This window comes from Nitrospira lenta (assembly GCF_900403705.1).
Classification (GTDB): domain Bacteria; phylum Nitrospirota; class Nitrospiria; order Nitrospirales; family Nitrospiraceae; genus Nitrospira_D; species Nitrospira_D lenta.
Map to the genome: position 1 here is coordinate 641806 of NZ_OUNR01000001.1, position 18331 is coordinate 660136.

The 18331-nt window shown below is 57.8% G+C and carries 19 protein-coding genes; 1 reads left to right on the forward strand and 18 read right to left on the reverse strand.

The features are described 5' to 3' along the window. From NITLEN_RS03100 to NITLEN_RS03130, 7 genes are all read right to left on the reverse strand, one after another. Window positions 1-774 (reverse strand): 50S ribosomal protein L25, encoded by a 774-nt coding sequence (locus NITLEN_RS03100; protein ID WP_121988102.1) that lies wholly within the window; start codon window positions 772-774, stop codon window positions 1-3. Window positions 775-824: 50 nt separating this feature from the next. Then, window positions 825-1766: a ribose-phosphate diphosphokinase gene (locus NITLEN_RS03105; protein ID WP_121988103.1), complete on the reverse strand. Its 942-nt coding sequence runs from the start codon at window positions 1764-1766 to the stop codon at window positions 825-827. 202 nt (window positions 1767-1968) lie between these two features. After that, window positions 1969-2892 (reverse strand): 4-(cytidine 5'-diphospho)-2-C-methyl-D-erythritol kinase, encoded by a 924-nt coding sequence (ispE, locus tag NITLEN_RS03110; protein WP_121988104.1) that lies wholly within the window; start codon window positions 2890-2892, stop codon window positions 1969-1971. After that, window positions 2885-4270: a sigma-54-dependent transcriptional regulator gene (locus tag NITLEN_RS03115; RefSeq protein WP_121988105.1), complete on the reverse strand. Its 1386-nt coding sequence runs from the start codon at window positions 4268-4270 to the stop codon at window positions 2885-2887. Before NITLEN_RS03115 ends, ispE begins: the two co-directional genes overlap by 8 nt. After that, complete coding sequence (locus tag NITLEN_RS03120) at window positions 4255-6018, reverse strand: ATP-binding protein (RefSeq protein WP_121988106.1); 1764 nt, start codon at window positions 6016-6018, stop codon at window positions 4255-4257. The genes NITLEN_RS03115 and NITLEN_RS03120 overlap by 16 nt, the downstream gene beginning before the upstream one ends. Before the next feature lie 117 nt (window positions 6019-6135). Further along, the gene (locus NITLEN_RS03125; RefSeq protein ID WP_121988107.1) at window positions 6136-7350 is read right to left on the reverse strand and encodes a type II secretion system F family protein; all 1215 of its coding nucleotides are present in this window, start codon (window positions 7348-7350) and stop codon (window positions 6136-6138) included. 159 nt (window positions 7351-7509) lie between these two features. Beyond that, window positions 7510-8052, reverse strand: a complete 543-nt coding sequence (locus NITLEN_RS03130; RefSeq protein WP_181416600.1) for a CDP-alcohol phosphatidyltransferase family protein — start codon at window positions 8050-8052, stop codon at window positions 7510-7512. A 147-nt stretch (window positions 8053-8199) separates the two neighbouring features. Between NITLEN_RS03130 and NITLEN_RS03135 the strand changes: the two genes are divergently transcribed. Continuing rightward, window positions 8200-8517: a hypothetical protein gene (locus NITLEN_RS03135; protein WP_121988109.1), complete on the forward strand. Its 318-nt coding sequence runs from the start codon at window positions 8200-8202 to the stop codon at window positions 8515-8517. Here NITLEN_RS03135 and NITLEN_RS03140 read toward each other — a convergent pair. From NITLEN_RS03140 to murB, 11 genes are all read right to left on the reverse strand, one after another. Next, window positions 8514-9650, reverse strand: a complete 1137-nt coding sequence (locus NITLEN_RS03140; protein WP_121988110.1) for a serine hydrolase domain-containing protein — start codon at window positions 9648-9650, stop codon at window positions 8514-8516. The genes NITLEN_RS03135 and NITLEN_RS03140 overlap by 4 nt on opposite strands. Before the next feature lie 111 nt (window positions 9651-9761). Then, window positions 9762-10277: a DivIVA domain-containing protein gene (locus NITLEN_RS03145; protein WP_181416601.1), complete on the reverse strand. Its 516-nt coding sequence runs from the start codon at window positions 10275-10277 to the stop codon at window positions 9762-9764. Window positions 10278-10297: 20 nt separating this feature from the next. Further along, window positions 10298-10594, reverse strand: a complete 297-nt coding sequence (locus NITLEN_RS03150) for a YggT family protein (protein WP_121988112.1) — start codon at window positions 10592-10594, stop codon at window positions 10298-10300. Continuing rightward, the gene (gene proC / locus NITLEN_RS03155) at window positions 10594-11403 is read right to left on the reverse strand and encodes a pyrroline-5-carboxylate reductase (RefSeq protein WP_121988548.1); all 810 of its coding nucleotides are present in this window, start codon (window positions 11401-11403) and stop codon (window positions 10594-10596) included. Before proC ends, NITLEN_RS03150 begins: the two co-directional genes overlap by 1 nt. A 1-nt stretch (window position 11404) precedes the next feature. Then, a complete protein-coding gene (locus NITLEN_RS03160; RefSeq protein ID WP_121988113.1) occupies window positions 11405-12115 on the reverse strand; it encodes a YggS family pyridoxal phosphate-dependent enzyme in 711 nt (236 codons plus the stop codon). A gap of 102 nt (window positions 12116-12217) precedes the next feature. After that, complete coding sequence (gene pgeF / locus NITLEN_RS03165) at window positions 12218-12952, reverse strand: peptidoglycan editing factor PgeF (RefSeq protein ID WP_121988114.1); 735 nt, start codon at window positions 12950-12952, stop codon at window positions 12218-12220. A gap of 63 nt (window positions 12953-13015) precedes the next feature. After that, window positions 13016-14218 (reverse strand): cell division protein FtsZ, encoded by a 1203-nt coding sequence (gene ftsZ / locus NITLEN_RS03170; protein WP_121988115.1) that lies wholly within the window; start codon window positions 14216-14218, stop codon window positions 13016-13018. Between the two features lie 53 nt (window positions 14219-14271). Further along, window positions 14272-15513, reverse strand: coding sequence for a cell division protein FtsA (ftsA, locus tag NITLEN_RS03175; protein WP_121988116.1), 1242 nt, complete (start codon window positions 15511-15513; stop codon window positions 14272-14274). Continuing rightward, window positions 15510-16385, reverse strand: coding sequence for a cell division protein FtsQ/DivIB (locus NITLEN_RS03180; RefSeq protein ID WP_181416603.1), 876 nt, complete (start codon window positions 16383-16385; stop codon window positions 15510-15512). The genes ftsA and NITLEN_RS03180 overlap by 4 nt, the downstream gene beginning before the upstream one ends. Next, window positions 16382-17374 (reverse strand): D-alanine--D-alanine ligase family protein, encoded by a 993-nt coding sequence (locus NITLEN_RS03185; RefSeq protein WP_121988118.1) that lies wholly within the window; start codon window positions 17372-17374, stop codon window positions 16382-16384. The genes NITLEN_RS03180 and NITLEN_RS03185 overlap by 4 nt, the downstream gene beginning before the upstream one ends. 12 nt (window positions 17375-17386) lie before the next feature. Then, on the reverse strand, window positions 17387-18331 hold the full coding sequence (gene murB / locus NITLEN_RS03190) for a UDP-N-acetylmuramate dehydrogenase (RefSeq protein WP_121988119.1): 945 nt from the start codon (window positions 18329-18331) through the stop codon (window positions 17387-17389).

The window sequence follows — 18331 nt, forward strand, 5'->3', positions numbered from 1 at the left end:
CTACTTCTTCTTTTCAGCGTCCTTCTTTTCAGCTTTCGGAGCATCCTTACCGGCAGCTTTCTTGTCGCCGCCCTTGGCATCTCCGGCAGCTGCGGCGGCGCCCGCCTTCGCAGGCTCTCCACCTTCACCCGCTTCCTTGCCCTTTGTCGCGACTTCCGGCTCGGTGGCCGTGCCCGCGCCGCCAGTCAACAGTGCTTCCAGCTTGGCATCGGAGATCGGCGCCGCCACGCTCACGATCATCAGATCTTCGTCATCAAGGAATCGAATGCCTTCGCGCTGCGCCACATCCTTCAGGTGAATGCCTTGGCTGATTCCAAGGGATGACGCATCCACATCGATCTGGTCCGGCATTGCCGCCGGCAAACACTCGATATGAAGTTCGCGGGTATTGTTGTGCAACACACCGCCTTCTTTGACACCGATGGGAATGCCTCCGACGACATGCACTGGCACCTTGACGCGAATTGGCTTATCCATGGAGACTTCAAATAAATCCGCATGGAGCACGCTGCCTGTAATGGGGTCGACCTGATAATCGCGCAACAATGCCGTACGGCTCGCCTTCGTCGTGGCTCCGGCTATGGTCAATGACACCAGCACCGTACTGCCCGATTGCGCCTTGAGAATCTTTACCAACTCATCCGGATTAACGGTCAACAGTACACACTCGCCTTGACCATAGAGAACAGCGGGGATCTTGCCACTCCGCCGCAACTGGCGCGCGATACCCTTTCCAGACTGCTCCCGTACGGTCACTGCTAAATCAAATTTCATGATATTCCTCCGTCTCTCTTCCGTCGATCTGGTCCCCGCGATTCAAGGACTCAGGCAAATAATGAGCTGACTGATTCGTCTTCGTGAATACGCCGAATGGCCTCGCCCAGCAGCGGCGCGACCGAAAGTTGATACAGCTTGGGGCAGGTCTGCTCTTTCCCGCGTAAGGGGATGGTATCGGTGACCACCACCTGCGATAAACAGGACTTCGTGATCCGCTCCAACGCCGGCCCAGACAACACTGCGTGCGTGCAGGCGGTCCACACTTCCCGCGCCCCTTTGTCGGCACAGGCCTGCGCACCCTGCACAATGGTTCCCGCCGTATCGATCATATCGTCCAGGAGCAGTACGCTCTTACCCTGCACATCGCCGATGATATTCATGATTTGCGCTTGATTGGGGCCTTCTCGGCGTTTATCGATAATGGCGAGGTTGGCCTGCAGCCGCTTGGCAAAAGCGCGAGCGCGCTCGACTCCGCCGGCGTCAGGCGACACGACCACTAAATCACTGATCTTTTTCTTGGTGATGTAATCCAAGAGCACAGGCAACGCATACAGATGATCGACCGGCACATTGAAAAACCCCTGGATCTGTCCCGCGTGGAGATCCATCGTCAAGACACGATCGGCACCGGCCGTACTGATCAAATCCGCCACCAGCTTCGCTGAAATCGGCACGCGCGGCTGATCCTTCCGATCCTGCCGGCCATAGCCAAAGTACGGAATCACCGCCGTGATCCGGTTCGCCGACGAGCGCTTGAGCGCGTCGATGATGATCAATAACTCTAACAGGGAATCATTCACCGGTTGGCAAGTCGACTGCACGACAAAGACATCAGCGCCGCGCACATTCTCATCGACTTTGACACGGATCTCGCCGTCGCTAAAGGAAGAGACGGTCGCCTCCCCGAGCCTTTGCCCAAGATAGGTGCAGATCTCGTGGGCAAGCGCAGGATTAGCGTTCCCAGAGAATATTTTCAGTTCTCTGTTCATCACCGATTTCTCAAACGGTCCAAATCTCTTACTTATGAAGTAACTGAATTCTTGAATGAATTGACTTACCGGCGGACGGTGGCACCGTGCGGACACATTGCCACTTTGCTCACGGCTCGCTGCGGAAGAAGCCAACCAAGTGGCGGACTTTATCGGAAATGGCTCGGATTTGTCAACCGATTGCTAGCAAATCAGAAGGGCGTCACTCAATTCGTAATTTCCCAGAATTTGTCTGCACCACAAATGCCTTCATCTCCGAACGGCCGTGAAAAGTGGCCGCCGACTGGCGAGCTTCGGCTTCTTCCTGAAATATTCCAAACACGGTTGCACCGCTGCCGGACAGCAATGCCAGCTGAGCGCCCCCACTCAACAAGCCCCTCTTGATCTGCTGCAGGATAGGATGCGCCGCGAATACCGGGCCTTCGAAATCGTTTGAAGCCAGACTGATCACAGCATCCCATGTGGTGAGGGGCTGTGCCTCCAGTTGAGTGCATCGTTCAGAAAGCGGCACCACGCCCTGCCTGGTCGTAGATAGCTGCTGATAGGCCCATTTCGTCTCAACGGGAAAACCAGGATTCACGAGCACTACCCAGCGGGAATCGGCCACATGAATCGCCTTGACCCGTTCGCCTCGCCCTGCAACCACCGCCGTCGGGGCATGAAAGAAGAACGGCACGTCGCTCCCAAGCTCTTGGCCGACTTCCGCCATCTGGGCTGCTGACCAGCCCAGCTTCAGGAGTTGATTGATTCCGAGAATAGTTGCCGCAGCATCACTGCTCCCACCCCCAAGCCCGGCTCCCATCGGAATACGCTTCGCCAACCGGATATCGAGACCGATCTTGCGTTGCGCTTGTGCGAGCACCGCGGCCGCAGCACGATATACGAGATTAGTCTGATCGACGCTGAGGGCATTGCTGTCGCACTGTAGCCGGATCTCAGTATGCTGCGGAGCTGAGCGAATCGTGACGGCATCTTCCAGCCCAACCGTCTGCATGAGGCTCCACAGATTGTGGAACCCCTCAGGACGACGATCAAGCACCCGAAGGATCAGATTAACCTTGGCTGGAGCGAATACGGTCACAGCGGATCGAGAAGGATCGGGCGAATCTTCGTGCGGTCTAGTCACGGCCTCCCTTTATAGCATACTTCTCAAGCCGGTAGCGGAAGGATCGGGTGTTGAGCCGAAGCAATCTTGCCGCTTTCTTTTTTACCCACTTGGTCCGCTCCAACGCCTTCAGCAAAAGGTCCTTCTCAAGGCCGTTGATCATTCCCTCAAGGTCCACCCCGTCTTCCGGCAGCTCAGTCGGGACGCCGCCCTGTTGTTGAGGCGATACCGTCCGATGAAGCCATCCGCGCATGTCAACATCCGTCACTGGACCACCCGTTGAGAATGCAACCACTCGCTCAATCAAGTTTTCCAACTCTCGCACATTGCCGCGCCACTCATGCCCTAACAGCACTTGCATTGCCTCAGGGCTGATCACTGGCGTCGGCTTCCCGCTCTCATTGGAAAACCGCGTGAGAAAATGCGTGGCGAGCAGCGGGATATCGCCGGAGCGCAATCGAAGCGGCGGGAGCCGGATTGGAATGACGTCCAATCGATAATACAGATCTTCGCGAAAGGAGCCATCGGCCACGGCCTTCTCAAGATCTTTGTTCGTCGCAGCTACGATGCGCACATCGACCTTAAGGTCCTGCGTCCCACCGACTCGGCGAAATTCACGTTCTTGAATAACCCGCAATAATTTCACTTGAATGGTCGGCGTCGTATCCCCAATCTCATCCAAGAAAATCGTACCGCCGTTCGCAACTTCGAACAGTCCGGCTTTATTGGAAATGGCACCCGTGAACGAGCCCTTCATATGCCCAAACAACTCGCTCTCTAACAGCGTTTCGGGCACCGCGCTGCAATTCACAGCCACAAACGGCTGCGGGCTGCGCGCACTATTGTAGTGGATCGCCCGAGCCACCAACTCTTTGCCGGTCCCACTTTCTCCGCAAATCAAGACATTGCTCTTTGAGTCGGCCACTTTCTTCACTACATCAAACACCTTCTGCATCGCCTCGCTCTGTCCTACCAACTGAGCAAAAGACGACTGACTCGCCATCTCGCGCTTCAACAAGATATTCTCTGTCGTCAACCGGCGCTTCTCGAGGGCATTCCGAATGATCAATTGCACTTCATCAACCTGGAACGGCTTTGTGAGATAGTCATACGCGCCCTGCTTCATCGCATCCACAGCCGAATCCGCCGTGGCGAAAGCTGTAATGATCAAGACCACCGTTTCCGGCGACGCGGACTTGACGGCCCGGAGCACTTCCATCCCGTCTACTTTAGGCATCCGCAGATCCGTGATCACAAGATCGAATATTTCTTTTTGCACCTGCTCAATGGCCTCTTCCCCATCGGACACCGCGGTGACCGCATACCCGGCCCGCTTGAGCATGATGCTCAACACTTCCCGCAAACTCTGTTCATCATCGACGACTAAGATCTTTTCCATGGCTCCCTACCTTCATGCCAGAGTCTCACGCCCACCTCTCCCGAACGGGGCAAACACACCACAAATCGAGATCCCTCATGCTCTTTACTCTCAACCTTGATCCACCCGCCGTGCAAATCGACAATCCGATGAACTGCGGCAAGGCCCAATCCTGACCCCTGCTTTTTCGTCGTAAAGAACGGAAGAAAGATATTGTCGAGATTTTTCTTCGAGATCCCGTCGCCAGTGTCTTGAAAAGAAATCTCGATGACATCCCCTTTACGCCCGCCAACATCTATGGCCCGACAGCCGGTTGCGATCATCAATTGTCCGCCCGTCGGCATGGCGTCGAATGCATTCGCGGCAAGATTCCAGAATACCTGCTTCAACTGATCTTGATCGACTTGACCAACCAACGCCTCGCGAGACGACTTTGTCTCAATGCGAATATTCGATCTCGTCCGAGCTTCATGCTGTACCAGATCCAGCGTATCAGCAAGGAGTTTATTCAAATCATGCTCGGCCAGATTCAACGCCGGCGGGCGTGCATACTGAAGAAACTCCGTGATGATCGTATCCAGCCGTGTCGCCTCTCGAATAGCGATGTCCATCAACCGCTGACTCGTCTCATCCGCATGAAGATCCTTCCGCAACATTTGCATCGCCCCGGCCAACGCACCGAGCGGATTGCGAATCTCATGCGCCATCCCGGCCGACATTTCACCCAAGCTGGCCAGCCACTCTTTTCGATGCATTTCCTCTTCAAGGTCTCGAATCTGCGTCAAATCCTTAAACACTCCGACCATCCCCATCGTCTTTCCACACTCCTGCAGTGGCGAGAGTGTCATCCCCAGGACTAAGCGACTCCCATCCGCACGCGTGCACTCCACTTCAAACCGCAGATGCGCAGCACCTTCGTCCTGCACATCCAACGGTCGATCCGGATGCCAATTAAATACGTCTCGCCAAGGGCGCCCTTGGACTTGCGCGAAATTGTGTCCGGTAGCTTCCTGAGCAGCGGGATTAAATGAGGTAATTCTTCCTTCCTCATCGGCGGTAAACACTCCGCTACTGATACTGCGAACAATGTTTTCATGAAACACTTGGAGCCGGCTAAGGCCCTGCTCTTTCTCCTTAAGAGAAGAGTCCGCACGTTGCAGCTGTTCCGTCAGCAGGCCACTCAAAAAACCCACGACCAAGAACGCGAGGCTGTGGACACCAAAGGTCTGAAGCGTTTCCGGCGCGCTCAGGCGTGTCCTGGGCAACCAGCCCCAGGCTTCCGTCAGCCCATACAATTGTAGATTGGTCAGAAGGCCCAAGAGAATCACACACGAACTGGCGGTCAGGAGGCCGACCTTCCGTCGAGGCACCAGGCTCGCCAACGTGACAGAAATCACGTACAGCACCAGAAACGGGCTCTCGATCCCACCGGTTCTTGCGATTAAGACGGTTTCTAATAGGAAATCAATGCCGATTTGTACCCAGGCTAGTCGAACCAGCGCCTCAGAGGTTGTCGTTACGCGAAGCGCGACGGCATACCCGATAGTGATCGCGTAGGTGAACACGATCAGGCCATAGAACGTTTCAACCTGCTCCCCTCTCGTGACCTGAAAGGTCAAAGAAAGCCCGAGCAGAAGAGTCACAACGAGGACTCTTAGGCTGATTAGCCATTGGATTCTAGTTCTGATTTCACCCACAGAAGCTCCGAGATCTAGAGGGGAAGTCCGTTCAATGCGGACTCCGGAAACAGCAAGAGACCAGCTCACCACTGGCTCTTTTTTTGAGAGGGAGAGCCTTTACACTATCTGCTTGATCCAAGAGGCACCGTGAAAACCGCTCCCCGGTGCCTCTTGGACTACACTGACTGCGGGCTCTGACTGCACCCGCTACCCGATCGCGGACGCCATCGTGAAGATCGGCAAATACATGGCAATGACGATGAATCCAACTGTGACGCCGAGAAACACCATCATCATCGGTTCCAGCAAAGCGGTCAGATTCGTTACCGCTGCATCGACTTCGTCCTCATAGAAATCGGCGATTTTCCCGAGCATATTGTCGAGCGCACCGGTAGATTCACCGACGGCGATCATGTGGGTCACCATCTTGGGAAACGCCTCGCTCTTGGCCAGCGGCTCGGAAATCGTCTTCCCTCCGCTGATGCTGACGCGGGCATCCATCAACACATTTTCGATGACTTTATTCCCAGCCGTCTTCGCGCAAATCGACAAAGCCTCTAGCAGAGGAACTCCGCTCGTGATCAGCGTACCCAATGTCCGCGTAAACTTGGCCACCGACGCCTTGCGAATCAAGTCACCGAACACCGGCAATTTCAGAACAATCTTGTCAACCATTAACCTGCCCTGAGGAGTCGCGTAGTACTTCTTGAACGCGATCACTCCACCGACGATTGCACCGAGAATGATGTACCAATTCCCTTGCGCAAAGTTACTCATATCGATGACAAGTTGGGTCGGCCCAGGCAAGGCCATCTTGCCTCCAGACATTTCTTTAAACATTTTCTCAAAGACCGGAATGACCCAGATCATCAACACCGTGATGACAATCGCCGCAATACCGCAAATAGCAGCCGGGTACACCATCGCGCTCTTGATCTGCGATTTCAGCTTCATCGCCTTTTCGATGTGTTTGGAAAGTCGCCCGAGAATCGTGTCCAGCAATCCGCCGACTTCACCGGCGTTCACCATGTTGCAGTAGAGATCATCGAAAATTTTCGGATGCCGACGCAACGCATCGGAAAAGGTCGAACCACCTTCAACAGACCCCTTGATTTCGCCAACGGCCTTTCGAAGCGCTGCATTTTCAGACTGTGTCGAAAGAATCTCCAAACATTGAATCAAGGGCAAGCCCGCATTGATCATTGTCCCAAATTGGCGGGTGAACACGACGAGATCTTTTTCCGTCATCCCGTTGCCGAAACTCAGCTTAAACCCTTCTTTTGACCCCTTCTCCTCCAGGCTCGTCACCACCACGCTTTGCTTCCGGAGTTGGTCGACGGCCTCATCGCGGCTCTTGGCCACAAGCTCGCCCTTCTTAACCGCACCGGATTTGCTTCGTCCAACGTACGCAAACGTAGCCATAGGCGTGTAGTCCTGTTGTGGCTTCCTGAGAGCCGGTTAGGAAACAAAGTGATATCTACGGGGTGAGTCTACTGGGGGGTCAAAAACCTGTCAAAACAAATGCACTATTTATGCGGCATGAGCGCGATGGGAGCGCGCGGTACAGTCGGCGCACATACGTCAGCCGACAGACCCATTCAAGTACGTTCGTCGATACCCCCGATACAAATAGTGCAGCCCGGAGCCGAGCGTAAACGCCACCATGACCAGCAACAACGGAAACAGCGCACCGATCTTCATGCCCCGCCAGATCATGGCAATCACCAGTACGACATACGTCAGTTGACACAATGTCGTCCCTTTGCCCAAGATCGTCGGCGTAATATCGATGGCAATATTCGTCACATGCGCGACTACTGTCCCCAGCATCAAGATGAGATCCCGGCTTACCACCAGAATCACAACCCATGACGGCACCAGATGCAGGATGGAAAGCGTGAGAAACGCCGAGGTGAGTAGAAGCTTGTCCGCCAATGGATCGAGAATTTCACCTAGCTTTGTCTGCTGATTAGTCAGGCGCGCAACCAACCCATCCAGCGCGTCGGTCAGGCCGGCGCAGAGCAAGGCCGCCAGCGCATAGCCATACTGCCGATAGGTCATGAACCCCACGAACACAGGGATCAGGAGAATTCTCAAGATCGTCAGACTATTCGGTATGTTCATGCGGCTGCCTAGCGCCTCCATCCCCTGCTAAAACGCTCGCCGCCATCTTAGTGAGGGGATTTTAGGCTTGTCAACGCGGTTGCAGTGGCGCCGCCAGCCGCCTATAATCTGCCTCGCAATCTCCATGCAGACCCTCGGGAGGAATCGATGAGCGCGTTACCCTTGATGATGAAAAAAGAAGGACTTGTTGAGAAGCATCAGCTGGAAGGCGTGGACCCCAGTGATCGCTATTTTAGTCGCGCCCTCCTGGTGAGTCGAACCAGTGCAGGCTATTCTGGGAAAATCATGTACGAAGCCCTTATCGTCCAAGGAGGGTCTCATTCAACTATCGGAGCTGCCGTGCGCGAGGTCGTTGAAAAGCTTCAAGGAATGGGGTTTGTACGCATCCGCACAAGAGCCAACTTCAGAGGCGCCCGCTACCTCGCTGAAAAAGAAACCTGGGTCGACTATCCCGATCCCGCCTAAACAGATCCCACATATTCTCGATACACCAACTCGTGGATCAGCGGTCGAAACGCTTTGATCTGCTCATTCCTCCTGGTCGGATGCACCCGATTGGACAATAGTACGACCTCCAACTCATGAAGTGGATCAATCCATATCGATGTTCCCGTATACCCTAAATGGCCAAAAGAAACCTCGGACAGAAATCTTCCGGCCGATGACGGAGACGATGGAGTATCCCACCCTAACGCCCAGCTCGACCCCGGCACACTAGACTGTTGACGGGTAAACTCTTTGACAAGGTCAGGATCCAGACCAGACGACCGCCGATGATAGGCCTGTAACCAGGCCCCGGTGACTGCCAACACCGCCTCCGCCGTTCCGAAGAGCCCCGCATGCCCGGCCACACCGCCTAACGAAGCCGCGTTTTCATCATGCACCTCACCACACAATAAGCGCCCTCTCCAGGTATCGTGTTCCGTGGGCGCAACATCACCCTCACGGCGACGAGCATACTCAAGAAAAGTACCTATCCATTCTGTCGGCACAAATCCCAATTGCGAGATGCCCGCTAGGGAAGCGATCCGATCGCGAAAGAATTCCTGGAGCGGAACCCTGCTACATCGCTCCACGATCATTCCCAAAAGCATAAACCCTAGGTCACTGTAGAGGCTCCGCACCCCTCGCTCATAGATCAGAGCTTCGTCTCGGATCAGTTTTACTAAGACGGTACGCGAGAGACTGCGCTGTTCTTCTGTCGCGGGGATGGAGGCGGTCGGGCTCAATCGCTCGTAATACCCTCGCCAACCAGGCAGTCCGGAACTATGCGTCAACAAATGCCAGAGCGACGCCATGCCAATCGGGCTACCAGTCAATTCCGGAAGTATCGATTCAACCCGATCCTGCAGCTGACATTGTCCGGCTTGAGTGAGCAATATCAGCGCCGTCACCGTAGATAACGGCTTCGTGAGCGAGGCCAGATCATAGACCGTCGCCGGCTGGACAGCTCGAGCGGCATCAAGAGTCGACACGAGCCCAACGGGAAAGAGATCGGCCTGACCGCCACCGCGGCGCACCGCCAGCACCGCCCCGGGAAACACTCCGTCCGTGACGGCCTGCTCAAGCGCCGCCTGAATTATAGAGGAATTCGGCATAGTGGAGCGTGACTCGCGAAGACAATGAGCGCACGATGATTACTGCATCAACGCGTTCGAACAGGCGTTCGGGAGCAGGAGCAATTCAAGATCACAACATCGCCAAAGAAATCATGAGCGAGTCGAACTCGACTCCCCCTCCATCTTCCCCTCAGGAACCACTCCGCTATCCTGATAGGCTTCCGCGGACTCGACATCCAACATACGCTCAAACGTATGGAGCGTCGCCCGCATCCGTTCGACCATGAGCAGCCGCTGCTTCTGCAACAAAGACAGATCCCGTTGCGTCTCACCCAATTCAACCCGGGCCTGTCGAACAACTTCGCCGGCCTTCAATTCGGCTTCTTTGACGATCAACTCCGCATCGCGGTTCGCGCTGCGCTTGACGTCGTCGGCCAGCGATTGCGCTGCGACGAGCGTATTCGAGAGCGTCGTCTCGGTCCGTTTCAATTCGGACACTTGCTGTTCCGTCATGGCCAGCCGTTCTCGCAGCAATGCATTGTCCCGATTCAACGATTCCACGGTTTGCGCCAACTCTTCGAGAAAGCGGTTGACCTCCTCGCGATCGTAGCCGCGGAGCTTCGTGCGAAATACCATCTGTTGAATGTCGAGCGGTGTAATCTTCATAGCGGCCCCCATTCGTTGAGTCAGTTCATCCGCAACGCCAAATCTTTTAATGACTGCACCACAGCGAACTGCAGAAACGTCAAAATCAGAATGGCGATTATGGGCGAGAGATCGAGGCCCATGCGCCACCCCATCCAGCGGCGGATGGGCGCGAGCACCGGTTCAGTGGCACGATCGAGGAACTGGACGATCGGATTCCACGGATCGGGGTTGACCCAAGAGATCAAGGCCCGAGCGATGATGATCCACATATACAGCCACAATACATAGTCCAGCACCGTGGCAGTCCCCAACAGCACATTCCCAAACACAAACATCAGCGTCCGAGCTCCTGAGATCGTTTCGTCGCCGCTTCAATGGCATCGATGAGCGTCGCGCGCATCCCCCCGGTTTCGAGACGATGCAGGCCGGCAATCGTCGTTCCGCCCGGAGACGCGACTTTGTCCTTGAGTCGAGCGGGGTGCTCCCCCGTCTCGATCACCATCTTCGCCGCGCCCAAAACGGTTTGTGCAGCCAGCACCTCCGCCGTCGCACGGGGCAACCCCATCTTTACACCGCCATCAGCCATGGCTTCGATAGCCAGAAACACATAAGCCGGACCGCTGCCGCTGAGGCCTGTCACCGCATCCATCAACCGCTCTTCAACCGTCACAACCTTCCCGACCGATTCAAATATTGCACGCGCCGTTCCGGCGTCCGACTCAGAGACACCGGGCCCAATGGCCAAAGCCGTCATCCCTTCCTGCACCATGGCCGGGGTATTCGGCATGGCTCGCACTACTTTTGTTCCCGCTCCACCGGCTTTCGTGATGGCCTGAATCGGAATCCCGGCGGCCACGGATATCGTGAGCGCCCGCTTCAAGTCTCCGGCAATATCGTTCATGACCGCATCAAGAATCTGCGGCTTAACGGCGAGGACAATAATTCCCGCCCAGGCGGCCGCCTCGCGATTCGAACTGCCCACACGAACACCATGCAGGCGTTTCAATGCATCGCATCGCTGCGCAACCGGGTCTGTGGCCCAGATCTGATCCGGCTCGCAACAGCGCGTCGCGACAAGCCCGGCAATCAGCGCTTCGGCCATCTGGCCGCCACCGATAAAGGCAATCTTTTCAGCGATACGAATCTTAGCCATGGCGCGCTCCAAAAATCGCCGTGCCTACGCGCACCAACGTGGCTCCCTCTTCGATCGCCACTTCAAAATCATGTGACATACCCATGGAATATTCCTGCATGACCACTGACGAAATCCTCTGAGCAGCGATGCGCGCCCCAAGTTCGCGAAGATCGCGGAAATAGGGACGGGCGTCTTCCGGCTGTTCCGTCGGAGGCGGTATCGTCATCAACCCGTGAATCCGGAGGTGCGGCAAGTCGCCGAGAAGACCGAGCGCCTGCATCAACCCCTGCGTCGAAAAACCTGCCTTGCTCGCTTCGTCGGCAATGTTCACCTCTAAGAGGACCGCCTGTTGTATACCGGCGTCACCGGCGCGCCGGTTGATTTCCTGCGCCAGCTCGACAGAATCGACCGAGTGAATCAGCTCAAACGTTCCGACCGCATCGCGCACTTTCCGCCGTTGCAATTGACCGATGAAATGCCAGCGGGGCGATAGGTCGCGGAGGAGCGCACCTTTTGAGAGCGCTTCCTGCATCCGATTCTCTCCCAGGAGGGAGAGCCCGACACCAAGCCCCTCTCTGATCCGCTCAGCCGGAACCGTCTTGGTCGCAGCGACCAGCCGAACCATCTCCGGCAATCGTCCGGCCCGCTCCGCCGCGCAACGAATCCGATCCAGGATCTGATGCACCCGTCGGGCAAGGGAATCATCTGCGTCCGACTCCATAAATGGCTACGCTGGCAACAGTTTATACCCCTTGCGATCTCGGTCGCTGGCGATATTCTAACGGAAGCTCTCGGGAATTGGCAGGGGCTCTCGTGCGCCCCCCTACTGGGTTGCCGACAGGCCAATGGCGCTCACCATCGTCCCCATCACCTTGCCCTCGCGCCGATAGGAGAAAAAAAGATCCTCGTGACAAATCGTACACACGTTCACGCTCGTGATTTGCCCGCCGTCAATCCCGCAATCCTGCACTTGCCGCCTGATCAACGCCTTGAGATCGAGCCGCGCCTTGTCCTCGCGATGGTCACGCAAGACCGTTTCCCACCAAGCAAAGCGGTTCCGAACTTCATCGAGGACCGGTGCGTCTACTTCGTAGCAACAGACGCCGGCGGACGGGCCAATACTGACATGCAGCTGCCCGATCTCCGCCCCAAACCGCGTCTGCATAAGCAACAATGTCTTGGGCACGATGCCGGCCACGGCCCCACGCCATCCGGCATGAATCGCGGCAACTACCCGCCGACGCGCATCGTGCACCAACACCGGGACGCAGTCAGCGGTCCGTACCGCCACCATCGTCCCCGGCTGATCCGTCACCAGCGCATCCCAGCCACCGTCAAACCGATCGGCATCGGTCAATGGACGATCGACGACAAGGGCCTCCGTCCCATGCACCTGTTTCACCGATAAGATCCATGGAGCCGGAACACCGGGCGCACGAATCGGCGCACCGGTCCCTAAGCGCAGCTGGTCGGCATGCGCCCTCGTGCCGAAGAAGTGCCGGACGCCGCTTCTCGCAGAAGCAAACGCCGGCACCGTAATCACCGCTGCTCGTCCCATGCGTCGATCCCTTTGCCCCTTGTCCCTTCCCCTTGATCCATCACAACGAACGTGGCTCTCGGCCTAGTTCACCTGCTTCCGGAGAAACGTGGGGACATCCCATTCATCTTCCGCCACTAACGCCCGATCGATGGCCTCACGAGCATCGTTCCGCTGCCGAAGGAACGTGGGGCGATCCAGATCTTTCATCGGCCGATCGCCCATCCCCATCGCCGCGCTCACGCCCACACCGGCCAAGACCGGCTGCACCGGCTTCGCGGCACGGGCCGACGTCTGCTCGACGTTCGCCGTCATCGAGACCATATCCTCTTCACATTCAAAGCCCGTGGCAATGACCGTCACGACCAGATCATCGCCCATGTCGGGATTGATCACTTGGCCGACAATGATGTTGGCATCTGAATCGGCCGTTTGCTGGATGATGGAGGCCGCCTCTTCGATTTCATGCAGCGTCATATTCGGACCGCCGGTGATGTTCAGCAGCACGCCACGCGCACCCTGCACACTGCCTTCTTCGAGCAGCGGACTGCAGATCGCCCGTTGCGCGGCTTCGATCGCGCGATTGGCTCCCCGTGCGATCCCCATGCCCATGACAGCGCGGCCCGTATGCGACATGATCGTCCGCACATCGGCAAAGTCGACGTTCACATGCCCGGTGGTCGTGATCACATCGGCAATGCCCTGGATCGCCTGGCGCAACACATCGTCGGCGACCTTGAAGGCTTCGAGCAGGGGCGTCGACTTATCGACAATCCCCAGCAAGCGCTGATTCGGAATCACCAGGAGCGTATCGACATGGCGGCGAAGGTCCCGGATGCCTTCTTCCGCATGCTTATGGCGGCGCTGGCCTTCATATTGAAAGGGCTTGGTCACCACGCCCACAGTGAGAATACCCTGCTCCCGCGCGATACTGGCCACAATCGGGGCCGCGCCGGTACCTGTCCCGCCGCCCATGCCAGCGGTGACGAACACCATATCCGCGCCTTCGAGACATTCCCGAATATGATCCTTGCTCTCCAGTGCCGCATCCTTGCCGATTTCCGGGCGGGCACCGGCGCCGAGCCCGCGAGTCCGCTCAGGACCCAATTGAATTTTGTACGGCGCCAGCGACCGGTCGAGCGCTTGTAAATCGGTATTCGCGGCGATGAAATCGACCCGGGCGAGGCCCGACCCGATCATCGTATTCACCGCGTTACACCCAGCCCCGCCGACGCCCACAACCTTGATCCTGACCGGCAACAGTGCATCTTCCTGGAATGAAAACATTGCGGCACCTCCTCACCTGTGATCGCCGAGCGGCCCCATGCCGCGCGGGAAAGTTAAAACACTTCCAACACCCGCTTCGTCCACCCAAACATCTTCGCCCAGGGCCCCCCGTTCCGAAGGCCCGCTGTTTCCAACTCATCCGCGTGCTTTCTCGCATGCAACAAGAGTCCGACGCCGGTCGCATGACCGGGGTTGCTCACAATATCTCTGAGCCCTCCGACTCCCGACGGCGTCCCGCGACGCGCCGGCAAATTCAGCACCTTTTCCGCCGCGTCCGGCATCCCTTCGAGCAACGACGTGCCGCCGGTCAAGACGACCCCGGCACCCAGGATGCCTTCATAACCGGCCCGTGCGATCTCACGCCGGACCAGCTCGAACATTTCTTCCACGCGCGGCTCGAGAATCTCCGCAATATCCCGACGGGAAAAGGTCCGAGCCGGACGATCGCCCACCGACGGCACCTCGACGGTCTCGTGTCCGGTCACTAAATCCGTCCGGGCAATGCCGTACTGCATCTTGATTTTCTCGGCCTCGGTCTGGGACGTCAGTAAACCGATCGCCAGGTCCTTCGTCAGGTTCTGTCCGCCGATGGGAAGCACCGCCGAATGCCGGATGCTGCCGTCGAGGAAAATCGCCAGATCGGTCGTCCCGCCACCGAGATCCACCATGGCCACACCCAGGTCCCGCTCTTCCTGACTCAGCACCGCTTCGCTGGAGGCCAGGGGCTGCAGAATGATGTCCACCACATCGAGCCCGGCACGGTTGACGCTCTTGATGATGTTTTGCGCGGAGGTCACGGCACCGGTAATCACGTGCACATTCACTTCAAGCCGGTTCCCGGACAGCCCGAGCGGCTCGCGCACGCCTTCCTGTCCGTCGACCATGTACTCGCGCGGCAAGACATGCAGGATGCGCCGTTCGTGCGGAATGACCGCGAGCGTCCGGGCGCTTTCGATGGCCCGATGAATATCCTCACGCGTCACTTCGGCCTTCTTCAGCGCCACGACGCCCTTGCAGTTCTCCGCGGAAATATGACTGCCGGCAATACCGGTATAGACCGAATTAATCTGGACCGCCGCCATCAGTTCGGCCTCTTCGACCGCCTTCTTGATCGACTCCACCGTACTCTCGATATCGACCACCACTCCCTTGCGCAACCCGCGGGACGGACTGGCTCCGACGCCGATGATGTTCAACATGCCGCCATCCGTGATCTCCGCGACGATCGCGCAAATCTTGGTGGTTCCGATGTCTAACCCGACAAGGATTTGATCTCGTTTTGGCACCGCGATCACCCCCTCTCTCGCACAATCACACGATTCTCATACCGTAGATCGATTTCATTCCCGCCCCGCCCATGGCCGTCGAACATCACCGTCTTCAGCGAAGGCTTGACTCGTTGAAACCGTTCCCATTGATCGCTGACCTCGGCTTCGCCGAATTGGAATTGAACGCCCCGAACGGTAGCCACCAGGTTAGCGGGATTTGCGGCATTCACTTGCACGCGCCCGTCGATGCTCTGCCCCACTAATCTGGATAGCATCACCCCGGACTTCACCGCATGACGGACAGCCGTATCCCCGCGCAACAACTCCCGGGAATCCAAGCCCGTGACCATCGGAAGCATGCCGTTGTCGTCCTGCCCCAACCGCGCCAGCACATGCCCCTCTTCATCACTCAAGAAATTCTCCGACCCCGCGTGCACGATGGCGGCCGGCTTGCGCTCCACCACAGAAATGCGCAGCTCATGCAACGGGACCCGGGTAATCACCGCTTCCTTCACCCAGGGATGAGACTCCACGCGCTCCTTCATGGTCGTCGTCAGAATGTGGTGGAGCGAAGTCCCTGGCTTGAGCGCCAGCCGATCCACCAACTCCTGCTTCCCGATCTGATGCACCCCTTCAACGGTGACCGCCTTGATTTCAAGAAGGCGCTGAAGCAACGGACCGGAGCGCTGTATGCCGACGGCCAGGCCCCACCCCGCCAGAACCACCCCAACGACGATGGCGCTCCAGCGAATAAGCCGCCGGCCTTTCGCCGCCGCCTGGGTGCGGCGCACCGCGCGATCCTGCGTCGTTTCAGCACTCGACCGCGTGCCTTTCCACTGATTCAGCCGCGGTCCGGAAGAGCGCTGCGCACGGCGCCGATCGATCGTCCAACGCTTCATGCCGGCAATCCTTTTTTGGCGAGTGCCATGCGGTCGGCCCGGTCCAAGGCCGATTGCAAAATGCATTCGACCAAACTGTCGTAATCGATGCCGGCGTGCCCCGCCGCCATCGGCAACAGACTCGTCTCCGTCATGCCGGGCACCGTGTTGATCTCCAGCATGTAGGGCTTTCCGCGCGGTGTGATTCTGAAATCCACTCGGGCCGCGCCTTCACATCCCAACGCTTCGTACGTGCGCTTCGCCAATTCAGCAATCTGCTTGGTGATTTTGGCGGGAAGCGGAGCCGGACAAAGATATTGGGTTTTGCCCTTCTGATACTTCGCCGAAAAATCGTAGAACCCTTCCGGCGCCACGATTTCCACCACCGGCAATACCGTGAGCACGCCGGACGGCCCGCCCAAAATCGACACCGTCGTTTCATGTCCCGGAATATAGGCCTCGACCATCGCATCGGAATCATAGCGATGGGCCAAGGCCAACGCCTCTTTCCACTGCGCGGTCTTCCGGACGATGGACACTCCGATCGTGGACCCCTGCGAAGCCGGCTTCACCACCACCGGCAATTTCAGTTTCGTCGCCTTCAGCACCATCGCCAGCGACGGTTGTTCACCGCGCCGAACCTGCGTCCCGGCCGGAACCGGAACTTTCGCCGACACCGCCAGCGTTTTCGTGGTGACTTTGTGCATGCCCATCGCGCTCGCCTGCACCCCCGACCCCGTGTAGGGAATCCCGAGCGTCTCTAAAAATCCCTGGATCGTCCCATCCTCGCCGCCTGGACCATGCAGCGAAAGAAAAGCCACCTCAATGTTGTGCTCCGTCAGATCGCGAGAGAGATTCGGGCTCACGTCAATCGCGACGGCGTGATAGCCCCGGCGAAGGAGCGACTGGTGGACCGCCTGCCCGGTGCGCAGCGAGACGTCTCGCTCGGACGACTGTCCGCCCATCAAGACCCCGATCCGTTTCTCTGTCAGCACACGTCGGTCTGCCATCACGCTCCTGTCCTAGGCCTGTCCCACGACCTTGAGTTCCAACTCCAACTTCATCCCGGTCTTCCGCGCCACCGCCGCCCGGACTTTCCGGATCAGCGCCAGCACATCCTTAGCGGTCGCCTGCCCCTGATTCACAATAAAGTTTGCATGCTTGTCCGAGACCTGCGCATCGCCGACTTGAGCGCCTTTGAGTCCGGCCGCGTCGATGACCCGCCCGGCCGAGTCCTTGAAAGGATTCTTGAACACGCACCCGGCACTCGGCAGCGCCAACGGCTGCGTATCCCGCCGATAGTGCAGATAGTCTTTCACGACTTTTTCGACCTCCGCCCGCACGCCCGCTTTCAGCTGCACCCACACACCCACGACAATGCCGGCGGGCAACGTGGCTCGGCGATACGTGAAAGGAATCTCCGCTGCCGGGATATCGATCACCTCGCCGTTGCGATTCACGAGCCGTACGGCCTTCACTGAGTCTTTCATTTCGCCTAACCTGGTTCCCGCGTTCATCACGACACACCCGGCGACCGTGCCGGGAATCCCGGCGGCCCATTCCAACCCTGCCAGCGAATGCCGGATGGCGTACCCGATCAGCGTCGGCATCCCCACGCCCCCTTCGGCATATAGGACCGCTCCCGGCTCTTCTCTGATCGCACGAAGCGTTCCGAGATGAACGACCACGCCTCTGATCCCCTTGTCGCGAATGAGGAGATTCGTGCCCCCCACCACAAACAGCGGAAGCTTCTGCGCCTTGGCCTGCCGGACCAGACGGGCCACATCATCGACATCGGCCGGTTCGACCAAGACATCAGCCGGCCCTCCGATGCGAAAGGACGTGTAGTCTTTGAGCGAGGCATTGAACGCGACCGCTCCGCGAATCCCGTCGACCGCGGCTTCCAATCGACGCTGACTGATTGTCCGACGACCGGTCTGTGCATCTGTCCGTCCTTGCCGAGCCAT